Source organism: Thiomonas delicata (assembly GCF_900088825.1).
Taxonomy (GTDB): Bacteria; Pseudomonadota; Gammaproteobacteria; order Burkholderiales; family Burkholderiaceae_C; genus Thiomonas_A; species Thiomonas_A delicata.
The window spans coordinates 481,349-501,329 of sequence record NZ_LT592171.1; the positions used below are offsets into that span (position 1 = coordinate 481,349).

Genomic DNA, 19,981 nt, shown 5'->3' on the forward strand with positions numbered 1-19,981 from the left:
CCGAATTGTCAGGGATTGGTGATCGTGGCGCAGGCACGCTCGCGTCCCCGATCCGCACCATCGGCATGGGGCCGGGTGGCGCACAAAGTCCCGCCCGAACGCCCATGAACCCTGGCGATCATCGATCGGTGCCCATGAGTCGGCGCGTGGCATGCATGAGCGCTCCATCCGGCGAAGCCAGTTCCTCGAGGATGGAAAAGTGGTCGTGTCCGGCGAGCCTGTGCAAGGCGCAGAGGTCTCGCTGCTGCGATTGCAGCGCCTGGAAATAGGCTTCGGACTGGCGCTGCAGTTCGGGCAGTTCATTTCCGCCATAAGCGAGACGCAAGGGTTTGCCGGGGGCGACGAGGGTCAGGGGGCTATGGCGCCGGACTTCCTCGTCATCAAGCCCAAGCTTGTCGTTGACATAGCACAAACGGATTGGTTCGAGGTCGTAGATCCCGCTGATTGCCAAGCCGCCTTTCACGGCGGCATGGGTCATGGCCATGGCGGCCAGGTGGCCGCCCGCCGACCACCCTGAAACATAAAGGGCGTTGCTGTTGGGCGCGAGAAAATCCAATGCCGCGTTGATTTCCGCAACCATTCCGCCGAGCCGTTTTTCGGGCGCGAGCGTGTAGCCGACCAAGGCGACGCTGATGCCATGGGCGAGCGGCCCTGCGGCCAGAAACGAGAAGGTTTCCTTCTCCCGCATCTGCCAGTATCCGCCGTGTATGAAGACCAGCAATGGCGTCCCGGCCCCAGCGTCGAAGTAGTCGAGTCGGTTGCGTTCGGCTTCGCCGTATCGCAGGTCGAGCTTGGCAGGGCGCATGCTGCGCAGACGTTTGCTGCGATCCTGCCAGCTTGCGACAATCCCAGCGCTGCCGGGGACGGCGGCGCCATTGTTGTAGGCCGCGTCGAGAGCCGCCCGGTCCATGTTGCGATAGAGATTCATCACGGCGTCACTCAGTTTTCCGAAGAAGATACGGCGCTTGTCGTGGCTTGGAAACGGTTGGCGGCGCGGCACTGCCGCCAAGCAAGGCAGAAGCGCCTCGCGATAGTTCTGGCATGCGTGCCGATGGTCGTGTCGCGCTGGTGCATGAGCCCTGCTGGCTCGAAGGAGGCGTTTGGGCGTGGGAGCGGGGCGGCCCCAGCTAGCACATGCACTTGCTGCCACGGCGCTCGGCTGCGTTCCAGTTCGTGCCAAATGGGAGGCTGTCGGTCGGGAGGCCGTGGATCGGTCTACTTTGCGAACAGCGATGCCATGTCGGCGAAGGCCTTGATCTCGATCGCATTGCCCGACGGATCGAGAAAGAACATCGTGGCCTGTTCGCCGACTTCGCCCTTGAAGCGAATGTAGGGTTCGATGACGAATTTCACGCCGGCGGCACGCAGTTTGTCCGCCAGTTCGTGCCATTGCTCCATGGTCAGCACGGCGCCGAAATGGCGTACGGGGACTTGGTGGTCATCCACGGTGCTGGTTGTCCGGTGCCCGCACTCGGCGGGTGCCAAATGCGCCACGATCTGGTGGCCGTAAAAGTTGAAATCGACCCACTCCGGCGCGCTGCGGCCTTCCGGACAGCCGAGCAGGCCGCCATAGAAACGACGGGCTTGCGCGAGATCGTCGACGGGGAAGGCCAGATGAAACGGGGGCATGGCATGGGTGGTCTGGGTCATGGCAATGCGTCGTCGGGCGACAGTTCGAGAATGGCAAGGACGACTGAAGTCTAGGTCGTGCCCGGGTCCGATGTGTGGCGCCGCCCAAGAAAAAAAACCCGGCGGAGCCGGGTTTTGGGAGGTGCCGGGGCTGGCTGTCAGCGGCGGCTGCCGCCGAAAATGCCGAGCAGGGCCAGCAGGTTGACGAACACGTTGTAGAGGTCGAGGTAGATGGCGAGGGTGGCCGAAATGTAGTTCGTCTCGCCGCCGTCGAGCACGCGTTTGACGTCGATCAGCATGAACACCGAGAAAATGCCGATGGCCACGACCGAGAACATGATCATCAGCGCCGGCATTTGCAGCCAGATGTTGGCGATGCCCGCGATCATCAGCATGATGACGCCGATGAACAGGAACTTGGACAGCGAACTCAGGTCGCGCTTGACCACGGTGGCAAGCGAAGCCATCACGGCGAAAATGGCTGCCGTGCCGCCGAAGGCCAGGGTGATGAGCTGCACGCCATTGGCCAGGCCCAGGATGAAGCTGAGCATTTGCGACAGCATCAGGCCCATGAAGAAGGTGAAGCCCAGCAGCAGGCCCACGCCGAGACTGGAATTCTTGTTGCGTTCGATGGCGAACATCAGCCCGAACGCGCCGCCGAGAAACAGCAGCATGCCCATGCCGGGGTTGGTGATCATCCACGCGGCAAGGCCGAGTTTCAACCCGGCCCAGGCGCCGAATATGGTTGGAACGAGCGAAATGGCCAGCAGCGTGTAGGTGTTGCGCAGCACGCGGTTGCGCTCGGCGACAAATCCACCCGCATTTTGCCCATATATCGTAGGTTGGGGATTGAAGCGGTCGTCCATGAATGTTCTCCCAGAATGGCTGATGATTGACAAGCCGAAAACCATCATATGTCGCTTTGGAGTCATGGGGTCCGATCAAGTTCCGGTCCCTTCTCCACGACAACCACGGCGAGTGTAGACGTTTTGTCTGAAATCGGCCTGAATCCCTTGCCGGGCAGGTTCAACCCGCGGATTCATCGAGCGAGAACAGAATGGGCACCAGGACCCAGCCGGCCACGGGTCGGCCAGCGCGGCTGGCGGGCGTGAACGTCCATTGCCGCACCGCGGACAAGGCGGCCCGGTCCAACTCCGGATAGCCCGAGGTGCGACGTATGGACACGCTGTCGACGAGGCCGTTTGCCGATACCCTGACTTGCAGCACGACCGTGCCCTCCTCCCCCAGGCGGCGCGCGAGCGCGGGATACACGGGCTTGGGATTGTGCAGATAACTTGCGCCAAGACTGGGCGGCGTCATGGCGGCCGTGGCGGTCGACGGATGGGTGGGACGTCGCGGTTGCGCCGCGCTGGCGGCTCGGAACGACGCTTCGGGCGGAGTCTGCCGGGCTTGGTCGGACGAATTGGGGGGGATGGCCGCAGAGGCCACGTCCAAAGGAGTTGCAGAGGAGTTTTGCGTGGATGGCCCCGGATCCGTCGGCTGCGGCTCCGGTGGCTGCCCCGCAAGTCCGACAGGGCGGGGAGGCGGGATGCGGGGAGTGTCCTGCGGCGCATCGGCGTGGCGCTTCCCCTGGGCGGCCTCGCTGCGGCGATGCGGTTGCCGGTGGGGCGTTCCGCTCGGGGCGATGGCGAAGTGCGTGCCGTCGTCAGCCTGGTCTTGGTGCCGCGGCAGCAATCGCACGTCCACGAGGTGGCGCGGGGCCGGCGCGGTGTGCGGCGCCAGAAAAATCTGCAAGCCCCACAGCACCAGTACATGCAGGGCCAGCACCGTAGGCGCCACGCTCCAGAAGTCACGGGCGGTGGGCATGGATGCGGCGCGGACCAAGGCGGGAGGAGCGCTTGCAGGAGCCGCGTGCATGGGGCCGGGCGGCTCCGAGGGAGGTGCGGAGGCTATAATTTTAAGGATTTGCGTGGGACTTGGAGAACATGGTTTTGCGCACCTCGAACACAGCGCCAATGCGCAAGCCCGGAGAACAATCAATGCTGCCGTTGCAACCCAAAGCGATTTTGGCCCTTGCCGACGGTTCGGTCTTTCACGGGGTGTCCGTCGGCGCGGCTGGCGAGTCCTCGGGTGAGGTGGTTTTCAACACTGCCATCACCGGGTATCAGGAAATCCTCACCGATCCTAGCTATTGTCGGCAAATCGTCACCCTGACTTATCCGCATATCGGCAATGTCGGTATCAATGAGGAGGATGTGGAGGCCGCGAGAATTCATGCCGCCGGCCTCATCATCAGGGACCTGCCCGCGCAGGATTCCAATTTTCGCAGGACCGAAGCCTTGGGCGACCATCTGCGCCGTTCGGGCACGGTCGCCATTGCGGGCGTCGACACGCGCAAGCTGACGCGCCTGTTGCGGAGCAAGGGGGCGCAGAGCGGTTGCATCAAGGCGCTGGCGCTCGGCGAGGCCGTGACTCCCGCGCTGGTGGGCGATGTGCTCGCACGGGCACGCGCATTCCCGGGTCTGGCGGGCATGGATCTCGCCAAGGTCGTGAGCACGCGCCAGCCGTATGCCTGGACGCAAACGGCATGGGCCCTTGGCCGGGGCTATGGCGAGCAGGCCAAGCAAAATTTCCATGTGGTGGCCTACGACTTCGGCGTGAAGTTCAACATTCTGCGCCTGCTGGCCGCGCGCGGCTGCCGCATCACCGTGGTGCCGGCACAGACTTCGGCCGAGGCCGTGCTGGCGATGAAACCCGACGGCGTGTTCCTGTCCAACGGCCCCGGAGATCCGGAACCTTGCGATTACGCCATTGCCGCCACGCGCACCCTGATCGAGCGCGGCGTGCCGACATTCGGCATCTGCCTGGGGCACCAGATCATGGCCCTGGCCGCCGGGGCGCGCACGTTCAAGATGAAGTTCGGCCATCATGGCGCCAACCATCCGGTGCAAAACCTCGACACCGGGCGTGTCAGCATCACCAGCCAGAACCACGGCTTCGCGGTGGATCCGGCCACGCTGCCGCCGCATGTGCGGACCACGCATGTGTCCTTGTTCGACGGCACACTGCAGGGTTTCGAATTCCGCGACAGGCCCGCGTTCTGCTTTCAGGGGCATCCCGAGGCCAGCCCGGGGCCGCACGACATTCTCGATTTGTTCGACCGTTTCGTCGGCCTGATGCAAGGCCAGCGCGCCGTAGCTTGAATCCGGAACGCGGCCGCCATGCAGGATCTTTTCGGCATCACCAACATCGGGCTGTACGTGCTCGGGGTGGTGTTCATCGTCCTCCTGCCGGGGCCGAATTCGCTCTATGTGCTGAGCGTGGCGGCGCAACGCGGCGTGAAAGCGGGCTATCTCGGCGCATGCGGCATTTTCATGGGGGACACGGTGCTGATGATCCTGGCCGCGGCCGGCCTGGCCAGCCTGCTGGAGGCGGTGGCCTGGTTGTTCACGGCGGTCAAGCTCGTCGGCGCGATCTATCTGGCGTGGATCGGTTTCAGCATGCTGCGCGCGGCCTTGCGCCGCTGGCGCCGAGCCGAGGCGCCAGCGGCGCCGCCCGCGCGGGTCGACGCCTCGCATCCGCTGGCCAAGGCCTTGCTCATCAGCCTGCTCAACCCCAAGGCGATTTTCTTTTTCATCTCGTTCTTCATCCAGTTCGTCGACCCGGCATATCCGCATCCGGCGCTGTCCTTCCTGATCCTGGGCGGCATCGTGCAGGTTTTCAGCGCGCTGTACCTGTCCGCGCTGATCTTCGCCGGCTCCCGCCTGGCCGAGGCCTTCCGCCGCCGGCGCCGTATCGCCGCGTCCCTCACCGGCGTGGTGGGCGCTGCGTTCATGGCCTTCAGCGTGAAACTGGCCACCGCGTCGATCAAGTGACGCAGCGACACATTCCACAGCATTCCACCAGCATCACTCCATGCCCAAGCGCACAGACATCCAGAGCATTCTCATCATCGGCGCCGGCCCCATCATCATCGGCCAGGCCTGCGAGTTCGATTATTCCGGCGCCCAGGCCTGCAAGGCCCTGCGCGAAGAGGGTTACAAGGTCATCCTGGTCAACAGCAACCCGGCGACCATCATGACCGACCCGGAGACGGCTGATGTCACCTACATCGAGCCCATCACCTGGCAGGTGCTGGAGACCATCATCGCCGCGGAGCGGCCCGACGCCATCCTGCCCACCATGGGAGGGCAGACGGCCCTCAATTGCGCGCTCGACCTGCATCATCACGGCGTGCTGGAGAAGTACGGCTGCGAGCTCATCGGCGCCAAGCCCGCGGCGATCGACATGGCCGAGGATCGCCAGAAGTTCAAGCAGGCCATGACCCGCATCGGCCTGGGCTCGGCGCGCTCGGGCATCGCCCACAGCATGGACGAGGCCTGGGGCGTGCAGAAGACCATCGGCTTTCCCACCATCATCCGCCCGAGCTTCACGCTGGGCGGCACGGGCGGCGGCATCGCCTACAACCCGGAAGAATTCGAGACCATCTGCAAGCGCGGCCTGGAGGCTTCACCGACCAGCGAACTGCTGATCGAGGAATCCCTGATCGGCTGGAAGGAATTCGAGATGGAGGTCGTGCGCGACCAGGCGGACAACTGCATCATCGTCTGCTCGATCGAGAACCTCGATCCGATGGGGGTGCACACCGGGGACTCGATCACCGTGGCGCCGGCGCAGACCCTGACGGACAAGGAATACCAGATCATGCGCGACGCCAGCATCGCGGTGCTGCGCGAAATCGGCGTCGACACAGGCGGCTCGAACGTGCAGTTCGCGATCAACCCGAAGGACGGCCGCATGATCGTGATCGAGATGAACCCGCGCGTGTCGCGTTCGTCGGCGCTGGCGTCCAAGGCCACGGGTTTCCCCATCGCCAAGGTCGCCGCCAAGCTGGCCGTGGGCTACACCCTCGACGAACTGCGCAACGAGATCACCGGGGGTGCAACGCCGGCGTCGTTCGAGCCCACCATCGACTACGTCGTCACCAAGGTGCCGCGCTTCGCCTTCGAGAAATTCCCGCAGGCCGATTCGCGCTTGACGACGCAGATGAAGTCGGTCGGCGAGGTCATGGCCATCGGACGCACTTTCCAGGAAAGCTTCCAGAAGGCGCTGCGCGGGCTGGAGGTCGGCGTGGACGGCCTCAACCAGAAGACCACCGACCGCGAAACCCTCGAGCGTGAACTCGGCGAACCCGGACCCGAGCGCATCTGGTATCTGGGCGACGCCCTGGCGCAGGGCTTCAGCCTCGAGGACGTCCACCAACTCACCCGCATCGATCCCTGGTTCCTGGCACAGATCAAGGACATCGTCGACGTCGAGCTGCAGCTCGAGCGCACGCAACTCGAGCAGATCGACGCCGAAACCATGCGCTGGCTCAAGCGCAAGGGTTTTTCGGACCGGCGCATGGCGCATCTGCTCAAGAGCACGGAAAGCGCGGTGCGCAGGCGCCGGCACGAACTCGGCGTGCGTCCGGTGTACAAGCGGGTGGACACCTGCGCCGCGGAATTCGCCACCCAAACGGCCTATCTCTATTCCACCTACGAGGAGGAGTGCGAGGCCGAGCCGACCACGCGCAGGAAGATCATGGTGCTGGGCGGCGGACCGAACCGCATCGGCCAGGGCATCGAGTTCGACTATTGCTGCGTGCATGCGGCGCTGGCCTTGCGAGAGGACGGGTTCGAGACCATCATGGTCAATTGCAACCCGGAGACGGTGTCCACCGACTACGACACCTCGGACCGCCTGTACTTCGAGCCGCTGACCCTGGAGGACGTGCTCGAAATCGTCGACAAGGAAAAGCCCGAGGGCGTGATCGTCCAGTATGGCGGCCAGACTCCGCTCAAGCTCGCGCTGGCGCTCGAAGCGGCCGGCGTGCCCATCATCGGCACCAGCCCGGACATGATCGACGCCGCGGAGGACCGCGAGCGCTTCCAGAAACTGATCAACGATCTCGGCCTGCTGCAACCGCCCAACCGCACCGCGCGGTCCGAGGCCGAGGCGATCGAGAAGGCCGAGGACATCGGCTATCCGCTGGTCGTGCGCCCCAGCTATGTGCTGGGCGGGCGCGCAATGGAGATCGTGCACGAGCAGCGCGACCTGGAGCGCTATATGCGCGAGGCGGTGAAGGTCTCCAACGATTCCCCGGTGCTGCTGGACCGCTTCCTGAACGACGCCATCGAGTGCGATGTCGATGCCATCTGCGACGGGCACGACGTGTTCGTCGCCGGCGTGATGGAACACATCGAGCAGGCGGGCGTGCACTCGGGTGACTCGGCTTGCTCGCTGCCGCCGTATTCCCTGCGCGCGGCGACCATCGCCGAACTCAAGCGCCAGACGGTCGCGATGGCGCGCGGCCTGCACGTCGTCGGACTGATGAACGTGCAGTTCGCGATTCAGCAGGATGGCGACGAAGACCGCATCTTCGTCCTGGAGGTGAACCCGCGCGCTTCGCGCACCGTGCCCTTCGTGTCCAAGGCCACCGGCCTGCAACTGGCCAAGATCGCGGCGCGCTGCATGGTGGGCACCCGCTTGGCGCAGCAGCGCATTCCGGCGGAAGTGGTGCCCGAGTACTTCTGTGTCAAGGAGGCCGTGTTCCCGTTCGTCAAGTTTCCCGGCGTCGATCCCATTCTCGGTCCCGAGATGAAATCCACCGGCGAGGTCATGGGCGTGGGGCGCAGCTTCGGCGAGGCTTTCGTCAAGTCCCAGATCGGTGCCGGGACGCGCCTTCCCGAGGTTACCGACGGGGTCGTCGCCAAGGTGTTCCTGTCCGTGAAGAACAGCGACAAGGCACGCATGGTCGAGGTGGCGCGAGACTTGGTCGGCATGGGCTTTCAACTGACCGCCACGCGCGGCACGGCCGCAGCGCTGACCGAGGCCGGGTTGTCGGTCGAGGTCGTCAACAAGGTCACCGAGGGTCGGCCCAACGTGGTCGACATGATGAAGAATGGCGAAATCGTGCTGGTGGTCAATACCGTGGAAGAACGGCGCAACGCCATTGCCGACTCGCGCGCCATTCGCATCACGGCGCTGGCCAGCCGGGTCGCCACATTCACGACCATCGCCGGCGCCGAAGCTGCCGTGGAGGGCATGAAATGCCTGCATCGGCTCGAGGTCTATCCGCTGCAGGCTTTACATCGGTCGCTCGGTTTGGCACACTGAAACCCAAAGCCGGACAATCGCCGTGGCAGTGCGCTGCTGCGGCGTTTTTTTTGATTTCCTTGGATGCACCATTTATGCCTACACCCATGACCCGCCGCGGCGCGGAAAAGCTCAAAGCCGAACTGCAGCGCCTCAAATCGGTCGATCGCCATGCCGTCATTCAGGCCATCGCGGAAGCCCGTGCCCAGGGCGACCTGTCGGAAAACGCCGAGTATGAGGCGGCAAAGGATCGCCAGGGTTTCATCGAAGGCCGCATCGCCGAGATCGAGGCCAAGCTGTCTTCGGCGCAAATCATCGACCCGGCGGAACTGCATGCCGACGGCCGCGTCGTGTTCGGCGCCACCGTGGAACTGTCCGACGAAGAAACCGGCGATCTCGTCATCTATCAAATCGTGGGCGACGACGAGGCCGACCTCAAGAACAGCATGATTTCCGTCAGTTCCCCCATCGCGCGCGCCTTGATCGGCAAGGAGGAGGGCGACACCGCCCAAGTCATGGCGCCAGGCGGCGTGCGCAGCTACGAAATCGTGAAGGTACGGTACGCATGAGCCCATCGTCCGGCCGCCCGAAGATGGGCGACACCCCGCACGGCGCGGGAGGTTGGCATGAGTAGTCTGCGCGCGCGCTGGATTCTTGCCGCCTTGTGGTTGGGCGGGCTTGCCGCGGTGGGGCTTATCGGCGCACCCACAGCATTCGCCGTCATACCCGACAAGATGTTGGCCGCTGCGGTGGCCAGCCGCATGTTCTATGTCATGGCTCTGGCTGCCGTGGCGCTCGGTGGTTTGCTGATGGTGCTGGAGCGGGCGCATGCCCGGCCGCTGGCGGTATCCACGCCGTTTTTTCTGGTCCTTGGCGGCTTGTTCTTCACCGTGCTGGGCGAGTTCGTCGTGGTGCCGCAGTTGTTATCCGCCGCGGCGGCCCATGCGGCCAGCGCGGGAATGTGGCATGCCGTAGCCAGTTTGGTCTATCTGCTGCAGGCCATTTGCGTTTTCGCCTATGTCTGGACCCTGGCCGCCGCAGCTGCGCGGCAGGGGCGCTAAGCCTTGCGCAGGTTCGGTCAACCCAAGCGTATTTTCTTGATGCTTGACTGGCGCGGCTTGGCCCGCTTGACCTTGCCCGTGGCGGTGAGGCGCTCGTTGCCAAGGACCGTCACGCGCTTGATGCGGGCGCGGTGCGTGGGACTGGAGGATGGCACGACAACCTTGACTTGCTTGGGCGCGGCGCCTCGGACCTTGCTGGCAGGAGCATCGGCGGACTCGGCGGGAATGGGACGGAACACGACCAGAATCTTGCCGATGTTCTGCACCGGGGCGGCGCCCAGGTTTTCGCAGATGCCGTCCATCATGGCGGCGCGAGCCTCGCGGTCGTCCGACGCGACGCGGACCTTGATCAGGCCATGGGCCGTGAGCGCACGGTCGATTTCGGCCATGACCGCATCGGTCAGGCCCTGGTCTCCGATCAGCACCGTCGGTTTGAGGGAATGGGCCTGCGCGCGTTTGGCGCTGCGGTCGGCGGGGGAGAGGAGCAAGGAGGTCATTGTTGAATTATCCGTCTTTCGCGCCCGTTGCGCCCCTTGCTTGCAAACGATCCACTGAATCCGCGCATTGCGCAACACCATGAAAAAGAACCGTTTCAAGAAAGCCTGGCTCAACGAGCACCTGCACGACCCCTTTGTCAAATTGGCGCAAAAGGAAAACTTTCGTTCGCGTGCCGTCTACAAGTTGAAGGAAATCGACGAGGCGAACAAGCTCATCCGTCCGGGGCAGATGATCGTCGATCTGGGTAGCGCGCCCGGCGCATGGTCTCAATATCTCGGGCGCAAACTGGCTGGCGAGGATGGTTCCATACGAGGCAAGGTGATCGCACTGGATCTATTGCCGATGGAGCCGGTGGACGGCGTGCAGTTCATCCAGGGAGATTTCCGGGAGGCCGCCACCCTGGCGCAGCTGGAGGCCGCGCTGCACGGCGCAAGGGTGGATGTCGTGCTGTCGGACATGGCGCCCAACCTCTCGGGCATTGCGTCCGCGGATGCGGCGCGCATCGAACATCTGGCCGACCTGTCGCTGGATTTCGCGCAAAATTGGCTCAAGGCCGACGGCGCTTTGCTGATCAAGAGCTTTCACACCGGGTATTTCAGCCAGATCGTCAACCGTTTCAAGCTGCAGTTCAAAACCGTCAAGACCATCAAGCCCAAGGCTTCGCGCGACCGTTCGGCGGAGGTTTTCATCCTCGGCCTGCAGCCCAAGTCGACAGCCGAGTCGACAATCTAGACTATCGCCATTATTTTTTCATAGTTAAGAGCTAATCATTCCCTTGGCGTGCGTATGACTACTGCGGGGAATCGAGGGCGCAGGGCTTGATTCGCCTAGAATCGGACGCAGATTGATGTAGCTGAATCATCGGTCGTCTGCTCCACGTCGGGGCTCCAGGAGTCTGTCTTGAACAATCAATGGTTTTCCAAAGTTGCAATCTGGCTGGTGATCGGGCTCGTGCTCTTCACCGTGTTCAAGCAGTTCGACCGCACGGCACCCACCGATACGGTGAGCTACACCCAGTTCATGCAGGAAGCCAAGCAGGGCCGCGTGAAGAAGGTGATCGTGCACCAGAGCGGCACGCTGGACGTGACGACGACCGAGGGGCGCCGCTACACGCTGAGTTCCCCCGGCGACTTGTGGATGGTCGGCGACCTGCTGAAGGATGGCGTCCAGGTGGTTGGGGCGCCGCGGGAGGAGCAGTCCTTCCTGATGCAAATTCTCATTTCCTGGTTCCCCATGCTGCTGCTGATCGGCGTCTGGGTCTACTTCATGCGCCAGATGCAGGGCGGCGGACGCGGCGGGGCTTTCAGCTTCGGCAAATCGAAGGCGCGGCTGCTCGATGAGTCGAGCAATACGGTGACGTTTGCCGATGTCGCCGGTTGCGACGAAGCCAAGGAAGAGGTCAAGGAACTCGTCGACTTCCTCAAGGACCCGCAGAAATTCCAGAAGCTCGGCGGCCGCATTCCGCGCGGCGTGCTGCTGGTGGGCCCTCCCGGTACGGGCAAGACCTTGCTCGCCAAGAGCGTGGCCGGCGAGGCCAAGGTTCCCTTCTTCTCGATTTCAGGCTCGGACTTCGTCGAGATGTTCGTCGGTGTCGGCGCATCCCGGGTGCGCGATATGTTCGAGACCGCCAAGAAGCATGCGCCCTGCATCATCTTCATCGATGAGATCGATGCCGTCGGCCGGCACCGTGGGGCGGGGCTTGGCGGCGGCAACGACGAACGGGAGCAAACCCTCAACCAGATGCTGGTCGAGATGGACGGCTTCGATACCAATCTGGGCGTGATCGTGATCGCCGCCACCAACCGTCCCGACATTCTCGACCCCGCCCTGTTGCGCCCGGGCCGTTTCGACCGCCAGGTGTACGTCCAGTTGCCCGATATCCGCGGCCGCGAGCAGATCCTGGTGGTGCATATGCGCAAGGCCCCGGTCGGCCCCGACGTGCGGGCGGACATCCTCGCGCGCGGCACGCCCGGCTTTTCCGGCGCCGATCTGGCCAATCTCGTGAACGAGGCTTCGCTGTTCGCCGCGCGCCGCAACGGGCGCCTGGTCGAGATGGAGGACTTCGAGCGCGCGAAGGACAAGATCATGATGGGCGCGGAGCGCCGGTCCATGGTCATGCCCGAGGAGGAGCGCCGCAACACCGCTTACCACGAGTCCGGCCATGCGCTGGTGGCCAAGCTGCTGCCCAAGACCGATCCGGTGCACAAGGTCACCATCATCCCGCGCGGCCGCGCTCTGGGATTGACCATGCAGCTGCCGGAAAACGACCGCTACAGCATGGACCGCGACCGCATTCTCAGCATGATTTCCGTGCTGTTCGGCGGACGCATTGCCGAGGAGGTGTTCATGCATCAGATGACCACCGGCGCCTCGAACGACTTCGAGCGCGCCACGCAACTGGCGCGCGACATGGTCACGCGCTACGGCATGTCGGAAACGCTCGGCCCGATGGTCTATGCGGAGAACGAGGGCGAGGTGTTCCTGGGCCGGTCGATCACCAAGACCACGCATGTGTCGGAGCAGACCATGCAGAAGGTCGATGGCGAGATCCGCCGCATCATCGACGAGCAGTACAGCCTGGCGCGCAAGCTCATCGAGGACAACCAGGACAAGATACACGCGATGGCCAAAGCCCTGCTCGAATGGGAAACCATCGATGCCGACCAGATCGAGGACATCATGTCCGGCCGCCCGCCGCGCCCGCCGAAGCCACCTGGCGCAACCACCACGGGCCAGCCGCCAGCGCCTGGACGTCCGAGCGGGCTGCCCGCCGACGCGCCTTCCGCGTCCGCCGCCTGAAGGGCTGCGCCCAGACCACGGCCCGGTTGACCACCGGGCCGTTTTCTTGTGAGGTCTTGACATGAACACCTTGTCCCCGACTTGGTCGGCCGGGCGTTTCCAGCTCGATCTGGGCCGCCCTTTGGTGATGGGCATCGTCAACGTGACGCCCGACTCGTTTTCCGACGGCGGGGCGCACGCCGACCCCGGCGCCGCAATTCGCCACGCCCAGACCTTGGTCGAGGCGGGGGCCGACATCCTGGATGTCGGTGGCGAATCGACGCGACCGGGTTCCTTGCCGCTGCCGCAAGACGCGGAATGGGCGCGTATCGGCCCCGTGCTGCAAGAGGTGGTTCGCTGGGGCGTGCCTATCTCGGTCGACACCTACAAGCCGCGCACCATGCGCCTGGCGCTCGATCTGGGCGTGGACATCATCAACGATATTGATGCCTTGCGCATGCCCGGCGCGGAAGACGCGGTCGCTTCATCCAGCGCCGGGATCTGTCTGATGCACATGCAAGGCGAGCCGCAGACCATGCAGCAGCAGCCGCACTACGCCGACGTGGTGCGCGAAGTCGGCGATTTCCTGCGCGCGCGTGCCGATGCCATGCTGGCCCTGGGCGTGCCAGCCTCGCGCATCTGCATCGACCCTGGTTTCGGCTTCGGCAAGACACTGGGCCACAATTTGGAATTGGCGCGCCATCTGGACGAGATCGTGGCGCATGGCTATCCGGTCCTGGTGGGCGTGTCGCGCAAGTCCATGATCGGGGGCTCGTCGGGGCGCCCGGTGCAGGAGCGCCTCGCTGGCAGCCTGGCCGCGGCGCTCGCCTGTGTGGCGGCCGGGGCGCGGATCGTTCGCGTGCATGACGTCGCCGCGACGGTCGACGCCCTAAAAGTGTGGACTGCAGTCCGGGGCTGATCCGGCCCCTTGTTTGCGGCTTGGCAGCTTGGCGCGTCAGCGCCTACAGTCGCGCTGCGAGAAACCCATGGAGAAACGATGAGCAGACAGTATTTCGGAACCGATGGCGTACGCGGGCGCGTGGGCCAGAGCCCCATCGTCCCGGAGTTCGGCTTGCGCCTGGGGCACGCGGCCGGGCGCGTGCTGCGCAAGCAGGGCGTGGATCGGCCCGCCGTGCTCATCGGCAAGGACACGCGCGTGTCCGGCTATATGCTGGAAGCCGCGCTGGAATGCGGGTTTTCGGCCGCGGGGTGCGACGTGGTTTTGGTCGGCCCCTTGCCCACCCCTGGCGTGGCCTACCTCACAAGAGCCTTGCGGCTGGACCTGGGTGTCGTCATCAGCGCATCGCACAATCCGTATGCCGACAACGGCATCAAGTTTTTCTCCGCGGCCGGGAGCAAGCTTCCCGACGCATGGGAGGCCGAGGTCGAGGCCGAATTGCCGCACGCCGAGGGCTGCGTGCCGTCCGAGCAGCTCGGCAAGGCGCGCCGTCTGGACGACGCGGCGGGTCGCTATATCGAGTTCTGCAAGAGCACCTTTCCCAGTCATCTCACGCTCAAGGGGCTGCGCCTGGTGGTCGATTGCGCGCACGGCGCCGCCTACCACATCGCCCCATCGGTCTTCCACGAACTCGGCGCCGAGGTGGTGTCCATCGGCGTGCAGCCCGACGGTTTCAACATCAACAAGGATGTCGGCGCCACCGCGCCGGACGCGCTGATCCGGGCCGTGCGCGCCAATCATGCCGATTACGGCGTCGCGCTCGATGGCGATGCCGATCGCCTGCAGCTCGTCGACGGCCAGGGACGGTTGTTCAACGGCGACGAACTGCTCTATCTCCTGGCGATGGACCGCAGACCCGCCGGCGTGGTCGGCACGCTGATGACCAACCTCGCCGTGGAACAAGCCCTGCAGGCTCAGGGCATGGATTTCGTGCGCGCCGCCGTGGGCGACCGCTACGTGCTCGAGGAGTTGCTTGCGCGCGGCTGGCAGCTGGGCGGCGAGGGCTCCGGGCACATCCTCCTGCTGGACCGGCATACCACCGGCGACGGCATCGTCGCCGCCCTGCAAATGCTCGAACTGGTCGTGCGCACCGGCAGGACGCTGGGCGAACAACTCCACTCGGTGCGCCTCTACCCGCAGACCCTGCTCAACGTCCGCCTACCCGACGGCCTCGACTGGAAAACCCATGCCGGATTCGCTCGGGCGCGCGCCCAGGTGGAGGGCAGCATCAATGGCAGCGGGCGCGTCCTCATTCGCCCTTCGGGGACGGAGCCGGTGCTGCGCATCATGGTCGAGCACGCGGACCCACTGATTGGCAACCAGTCGGCGCAAATGCTTGCCGACGCGCTGCGTTGAGTTCCTGTGCCAGCGTGACGATTCGATGTAGCAGATGTCATATGATTGTCACAATGCATGCCTAGGATGCCCGTTGTGGCCGAGAACCACAGCCTATTCCATCCTAGGAGAGTGACACATGAGTCTGAATCGTCGATCGTTTACCAAGGCCGCCGTGGCGGTTGCAGTAGCTGGCGCCGTCGGCGTTGGCGTGATGGCATCCGCCTTCGCCGCCGTAAGCCTGACCGGCGCGGGGAGCACCTGGGTTTACCCCCTGGTCGTCAAATGGTCCGCCGCCTATGAAAAGGCGACGGGCAACAAGATCAACTATCAGGGCATCGGCTCTGGCGGCGGCATCGCCCAGATCAAGGCCGGTACCGTGGCCTTCGGTGCCAGCGACATGCCCTTGAAGCCGGAAGACCTGCAGAAGGCCGGTCTGATCCAGTTCCCCACCGCCATCGCCGGCGAAGACATGGTGATGAATCTGCCAGGCATCAAGCCGGGCGAGCTGATCCTGAGCGGCCCGCTGGTCGCCGACATTTATCTCGGCAAGATCAAGAAGTGGAACGCGCCTGAAATCGCCAAGCTGAACCCCGGCGTCAAGCTTCCCGACATGGACATCACCGTCGTGCATCGTTCGGACGGTTCGGGCACCACCTTCACCTTTGCCGACTACCTGTCCAAGGTCAGCCCGGAGTGGAAGGAAAAAATCGGCGCCAACACCTCCCTGAACTGGCCCGTCGGCGTGGGCGGCAAGGGCAATGAGGGTGTCGCCGCCTATGTGCAGCGCATTCCCGGCTCCATCGGCTACGTCGAGTACGCCTACATCCTGGAAAACAAGCTGACCTACGCCCGCATGATCAACCGCGACGGCAAGGTCGTCAGCCCGAGCCTGAAAGGCTTCCAGGACGCCGCGGCCCACGTGGACTTCACCAAGGCGCAGGACTTCTATGTGATCCTGACCGACCAGCCCGGTCCCGGCACCTGGCCGATTTCCGGCTGCACATGGCAGATCCTGAGCAAGTCCGCTCCGAAGGAAACCAACGAGCAGGTCACCAAGTTCTTCAACTGGGGTTTCGAGCATGGCCAGTCCATGGCCGAATCCATCGCCTTCGGTCCGCTGCCGACCAGCACTGTGGATGCGATCAAGGCCTACTGGAAGAAGAACCTCGGCATTTGATTGAATCGAAGAAGGTCGACATGACATGAGTGGTTCCGAAGTTGTGACAACCGATCCGGTTGAACTGCGCGCAGCTTCGGGACAAGAATCCGTCGGGAAGACCACGGTCTTCTCGGCGGATTTTTTGTTCCGAAAATTGACGGGTTTTGTCGCCTTCGTCGTGGCGGCCACGCTGGTGGCCATCATGATCTCGCTGGTCATCGAAGGTTGGCAGGCCCTGCATACCTTCGGCTGGAAATTCCTCATCACCTCGACCTGGGACCCCGTCACCAATGAATATGGGGCGCTGGTCTTCATCATCGGCACGCTGGTGAGTTCGCTGATCGCCATGGTGATCGCCGTGCCGGTGAGCTTCGGCATCGCCCTGTTCATTTCCGAGCTGTCGCCGCGCTGGTTGCGCGGGCCGATTTCAGCCGTCATCGAGTTGCTCGCGGCGATACCCAGCATCATCTACGGCATGTGGGGATTGCTGGTGTTCGCGCCACGTTTCGGCCAGATCGAACCCTGGATCAACGACCATCTCGGCGCCATTCCGGGGCTTGGCGTGCTGTTTCAAGGCCCGCCGATGGGGATCGGCATGCTCACGGCGGGCATCGTGCTGGCCATCATGATCATCCCCTTCATCGCGTCCATCATGCGCGACGTGTTCATGATCACTCCGCCGTCGCTGAAAGAGTCGGCGTATGCGCTGGGTTCGACCACCTGGGAGGTCGCACGCTACGTGATTCTTCCCTTCACGCGCACGGCGGTGACCGGTGGCATTTTCCTCGGGCTGGGTCGCGCCCTGGGCGAGACGATGGCCGTGACCTTCATCATCGGCAACGCCAACAACCTCAGCGCCAGCCTGCTGATGCCCGGAAGCTCGATCGCATCGGTCATCGCCAATGAATTCACCGAGGCGACGACCGACCTCTATAAATCGTCCCTGCTTGCGCTGGGCTTGATCCTGTTCGTGATCACCTTCATCGTCCTGGCGCTGGCCAAGCTTTTGCTCCTGCGATTGGAAACCAGCGTGGAGGGCAGGAAAACATGATCTCGCTTTACGCTAGACGGCAGATCATCAATTGGTTCAATATGACGGTCGCTGTGTTCATGACCGTGTTCGGGGTGTTTTGGGTGCTGTGGATTCTCTGGACTACTCTGCGCTACGGCCTTCCTGCGATCAATTTGCAACTGTTCACGCAAGATACGCCCCCTCCGGGAGGGGTAGGCGGAGGTTTGCGCAATGCCTTTGTCGGTAGTTTGATTCTGCTGGGGGTTGCCATTGCGATTGGAACGCCCATTGGCGTGCTCGCCGGGACCTGGCTCGGTGAGTTCGCCGTTAAGCACAGGCTGGGGGCAGTGGTGCGGTTTCTCAACGACATTTTGCTGAGCGCGCCGTCCATCGTGATCGGCTTGTTCGCCTACGCTATTCTGGTCGATCCGCTTGACCACTTCTCCGCGCTCTCCGGTGGTGTGGCGCTTGCCCTCATCCTGATTCCGGTGGTGGTGCGAACGACGGATGAAATGCTGCGCCTGGTTCCAGGCTCTTTGCGTGAAGCCGCCATCGCGCTGGGCACGCCCTACTGGAAGTTGGTGACCAGGATTACCTGGAAGGCGGCCTCGACCGGGATCCTGACGGGTCTGATTCTCGGTGTGGCGCGCATCAGCGGCGAAACAGCACCGCTGCTCTTCACCGCCCTGAACAATCAATATTTTTCCACCAGCCTGTGGCATCCCATTTCCAATCTGCCGATGGTGATCTTCCAGTTCGCCATGAGTCCTTATGCCAATTGGCAGCAAATGGCGTGGGCCGGGGCGCTGGTCGCCGTGGTCTTCATTCTCCTACTGAGCCTCGGTTCGCGCTGGCTGCTCAGCCGTGGCGGGCCTAAGACCTAACCGCCCGTCATTCGCACGCACTATCGTCCCAATGCAAAATCCAGTCGCTTTCGCTATTCCGGAGGTCGCATCCGACGCGACCCGCCCCGAAGCTTCCGTCAAGATCAAGACGCGTAACCTGAACTTCTATTACGGCAAGTTCCAGGCGATCAAGAACGTTAATTTAGATATCCCACAGCATCAGGTTACGGCCTTTATCGGCCCTTCAGGTTGTGGCAAATCCACGTTGCTGCGTATGTTCAATCGCATGTACGAGCTCTACCCCGACCAGCGCGCGGAAGGTGAGATCCTGATGGATGGCGAGAACATCCTGACAACCAGGAAGAACGTCTCGCTGATTCGTGCCAAGATCGGTATGGTGTTCCAGAAACCAACCCCGTTCCCGATGTCGATTTACGAGAACATCGCGTTCGGTGTGCGCCTGTACGAAAAGCTCAATCGCGCCGAGATGGACGAACGCGTCGAGGGCAGCCTGATGCGCGCCGGCTTGTGGGACGAGGTCAAGGACAAGCTGCCGCAGTCCGGCGCCAGCTTGTCGGGCGGGCAGCAGCAGCGCCTGTGCATCGCGCGCGCCATCGCCATCAAGCCGGAGATTCTGCTGCTCGACGAACCGACATCGGCCCTCGACCCGATCTCCACGGCCAAGGTCGAGGAACTGGTGACCGAGCTGAAGCGCGACTACACCGTGGTCATCGTCACGCACAACATGCAACAGGCGGCGCGCGTGTCGGATTACACCGCCTATATGTACCTGGGCGAGATGGTGGAGTTTGGCGACACCAACCAGATCTTCCTCAAGCCCAAGCGCCAGGAAACCGAGGATTACATCACCGGCCGTTTCGGCTGAACGGAGAAGAACCATGGGCGACAAGCATATTTCCACGCAGTTCGACGCCGAGATCAGCGCACTGTCCACCCAGGTGCTTGAAATGGGCGGACTGGTCGAATCGCAAATCGGGCAGGCCGTCTATGCTCTGCGCCACTTCGACATCGAAGCCGCGCGCGGCGTGATGCTCAACGAGAAGCGCGTGAACCAGATGGAAGTCGACATCGACGCCGATGTCACGCAGATCATCGCCAAGCGTCAGCCCACGGCGCGCGACCTGCGCCTGATGATGGCGATTTCCAAGACCATCACCAACCTGGAGCGCGTGGGCGACGAAGCGGACCGCATCGCGCGCATGGCGCGGGATCTGATCGAGGCCGGTTCCAACCTCGGTATCTCGTTCAACGAGATCACGCGCGAATCCGATCTCGCCATTGCGCAGATCCGCAAGGCGCTCGATGCATTCGCACGCCTGGACGAGAAGGCCGCCGTGGAGATCGTGTCGGCCGATAGCGCAATCGACGACGAGTTCGACTCCTTCATGCGCAAGCTCATCACCTATGTGATGGAAGACCCCCGCAACATCTCGTCCAGCCTGGATCTGGTGTTCATCGCGAAGGCCATCGAGCGTATCGGCGACCACGCGAAGAACATCGCCGAATTTGTCATCTACGTGGTGCGCGGCACCGATGTACGACACAACAAGGCCGCTTTCAACGAGGTGGCCAGCACGCTCTGAG

General features: G+C 63.5%; 19 protein-coding genes. 14 read left to right on the forward strand and 5 right to left on the reverse strand.

Annotated features, from left to right (window positions below):
- Positions 1–118: 118 nt before the first annotated feature.
- From THIARS_RS11815 to THIARS_RS11830, 4 genes are all read right to left on the reverse strand, one after another.
- Complete coding sequence (locus THIARS_RS11815; RefSeq protein WP_245845988.1) at positions 119–1,000, reverse strand: alpha/beta hydrolase; 882 nt, start codon at positions 998–1,000, stop codon at positions 119–121.
- A 215-nt stretch (positions 1,001–1,215) separates the two neighbouring features.
- Positions 1,216–1,650 (reverse strand): VOC family protein, encoded by a 435-nt coding sequence (locus THIARS_RS11820; RefSeq protein WP_094161110.1) that lies wholly within the window; start codon positions 1,648–1,650, stop codon positions 1,216–1,218.
- Positions 1,651–1,787: 137 nt separating this feature from the next.
- Entirely contained in the window at positions 1,788–2,495 is a 708-nt protein-coding gene (locus THIARS_RS11825; protein WP_094161111.1) for a Bax inhibitor-1/YccA family protein, read from the reverse strand.
- A 160-nt stretch (positions 2,496–2,655) separates the two neighbouring features.
- Complete coding sequence (locus THIARS_RS11830; RefSeq protein WP_186436670.1) at positions 2,656–3,456, reverse strand: energy transducer TonB; 801 nt, start codon at positions 3,454–3,456, stop codon at positions 2,656–2,658.
- A gap of 173 nt (positions 3,457–3,629) precedes the next feature.
- Here THIARS_RS11830 and carA point away from each other — a divergent pair, with 173 nt between their 5' ends.
- The 5 genes from carA (at position 3,630) to THIARS_RS11855 (ending at position 9,788) form a co-directional block, all read left to right on the forward strand.
- Positions 3,630–4,793: a glutamine-hydrolyzing carbamoyl-phosphate synthase small subunit gene (gene carA, locus THIARS_RS11835; protein WP_094161113.1), complete on the forward strand. Its 1,164-nt coding sequence runs from the start codon at positions 3,630–3,632 to the stop codon at positions 4,791–4,793.
- Positions 4,794–4,811: 18 nt separating this feature from the next.
- Complete coding sequence (gene leuE, locus THIARS_RS11840; RefSeq protein WP_094161114.1) at positions 4,812–5,465, forward strand: leucine efflux protein LeuE; 654 nt, start codon at positions 4,812–4,814, stop codon at positions 5,463–5,465.
- A 40-nt stretch (positions 5,466–5,505) separates the two neighbouring features.
- Complete coding sequence (gene carB / locus THIARS_RS11845; protein WP_094161115.1) at positions 5,506–8,748, forward strand: carbamoyl-phosphate synthase large subunit; 3,243 nt, start codon at positions 5,506–5,508, stop codon at positions 8,746–8,748.
- 86 nt (positions 8,749–8,834) lie between these two features.
- Positions 8,835–9,296, forward strand: a complete 462-nt coding sequence (gene greA / locus THIARS_RS11850) for a transcription elongation factor GreA (RefSeq protein ID WP_425444247.1) — start codon at positions 8,835–8,837, stop codon at positions 9,294–9,296.
- A gap of 57 nt (positions 9,297–9,353) precedes the next feature.
- On the forward strand, positions 9,354–9,788 hold the full coding sequence (locus THIARS_RS11855; RefSeq protein ID WP_094161117.1) for a DUF4149 domain-containing protein: 435 nt from the start codon (positions 9,354–9,356) through the stop codon (positions 9,786–9,788).
- A gap of 17 nt (positions 9,789–9,805) precedes the next feature.
- On the opposite strand, the gene THIARS_RS11860 is transcribed toward THIARS_RS11855, so the two are convergent.
- Positions 9,806–10,285, reverse strand: a complete 480-nt coding sequence (locus THIARS_RS11860; protein WP_094161118.1) for a YhbY family RNA-binding protein — start codon at positions 10,283–10,285, stop codon at positions 9,806–9,808.
- Between the two features lie 79 nt (positions 10,286–10,364).
- Here THIARS_RS11860 and THIARS_RS11865 point away from each other — a divergent pair, with 79 nt between their 5' ends.
- From THIARS_RS11865 to phoU, 9 genes are all read left to right on the forward strand, one after another.
- Positions 10,365–11,018: an RlmE family RNA methyltransferase gene (locus THIARS_RS11865; protein ID WP_094162107.1), complete on the forward strand. Its 654-nt coding sequence runs from the start codon at positions 10,365–10,367 to the stop codon at positions 11,016–11,018.
- A 168-nt stretch (positions 11,019–11,186) separates the two neighbouring features.
- Positions 11,187–13,085, forward strand: coding sequence for an ATP-dependent zinc metalloprotease FtsH (ftsH, locus tag THIARS_RS11870; protein ID WP_094161119.1), 1,899 nt, complete (start codon positions 11,187–11,189; stop codon positions 13,083–13,085).
- Between the two features lie 70 nt (positions 13,086–13,155).
- Positions 13,156–13,983 (forward strand): dihydropteroate synthase, encoded by an 828-nt coding sequence (folP, locus tag THIARS_RS11875; RefSeq protein ID WP_425444261.1) that lies wholly within the window; start codon positions 13,156–13,158, stop codon positions 13,981–13,983.
- 78 nt (positions 13,984–14,061) lie between these two features.
- Positions 14,062–15,378, forward strand: a complete 1,317-nt coding sequence (glmM, locus tag THIARS_RS11880) for a phosphoglucosamine mutase (protein WP_094161121.1) — start codon at positions 14,062–14,064, stop codon at positions 15,376–15,378.
- Positions 15,379–15,496: 118 nt separating this feature from the next.
- On the forward strand, positions 15,497–16,537 hold the full coding sequence (gene pstS, locus THIARS_RS11885; protein WP_094161122.1) for a phosphate ABC transporter substrate-binding protein PstS: 1,041 nt from the start codon (positions 15,497–15,499) through the stop codon (positions 16,535–16,537).
- 25 nt (positions 16,538–16,562) lie between these two features.
- Complete coding sequence (pstC, locus tag THIARS_RS11890; protein ID WP_094161123.1) at positions 16,563–17,570, forward strand: phosphate ABC transporter permease subunit PstC; 1,008 nt, start codon at positions 16,563–16,565, stop codon at positions 17,568–17,570.
- Positions 17,567–18,415, forward strand: coding sequence for a phosphate ABC transporter permease PstA (gene pstA, locus THIARS_RS11895; RefSeq protein ID WP_094161124.1), 849 nt, complete (start codon positions 17,567–17,569; stop codon positions 18,413–18,415). The genes pstC and pstA overlap by 4 nt, the downstream gene beginning before the upstream one ends.
- A gap of 31 nt (positions 18,416–18,446) precedes the next feature.
- Positions 18,447–19,262: a phosphate ABC transporter ATP-binding protein PstB gene (gene pstB / locus THIARS_RS11900; RefSeq protein WP_094161125.1), complete on the forward strand. Its 816-nt coding sequence runs from the start codon at positions 18,447–18,449 to the stop codon at positions 19,260–19,262.
- Between the two features lie 13 nt (positions 19,263–19,275).
- Complete coding sequence (gene phoU, locus THIARS_RS11905) at positions 19,276–19,980, forward strand: phosphate signaling complex protein PhoU (RefSeq protein WP_094161126.1); 705 nt, start codon at positions 19,276–19,278, stop codon at positions 19,978–19,980.
- Position 19,981 lies beyond the last annotated feature (1 nt).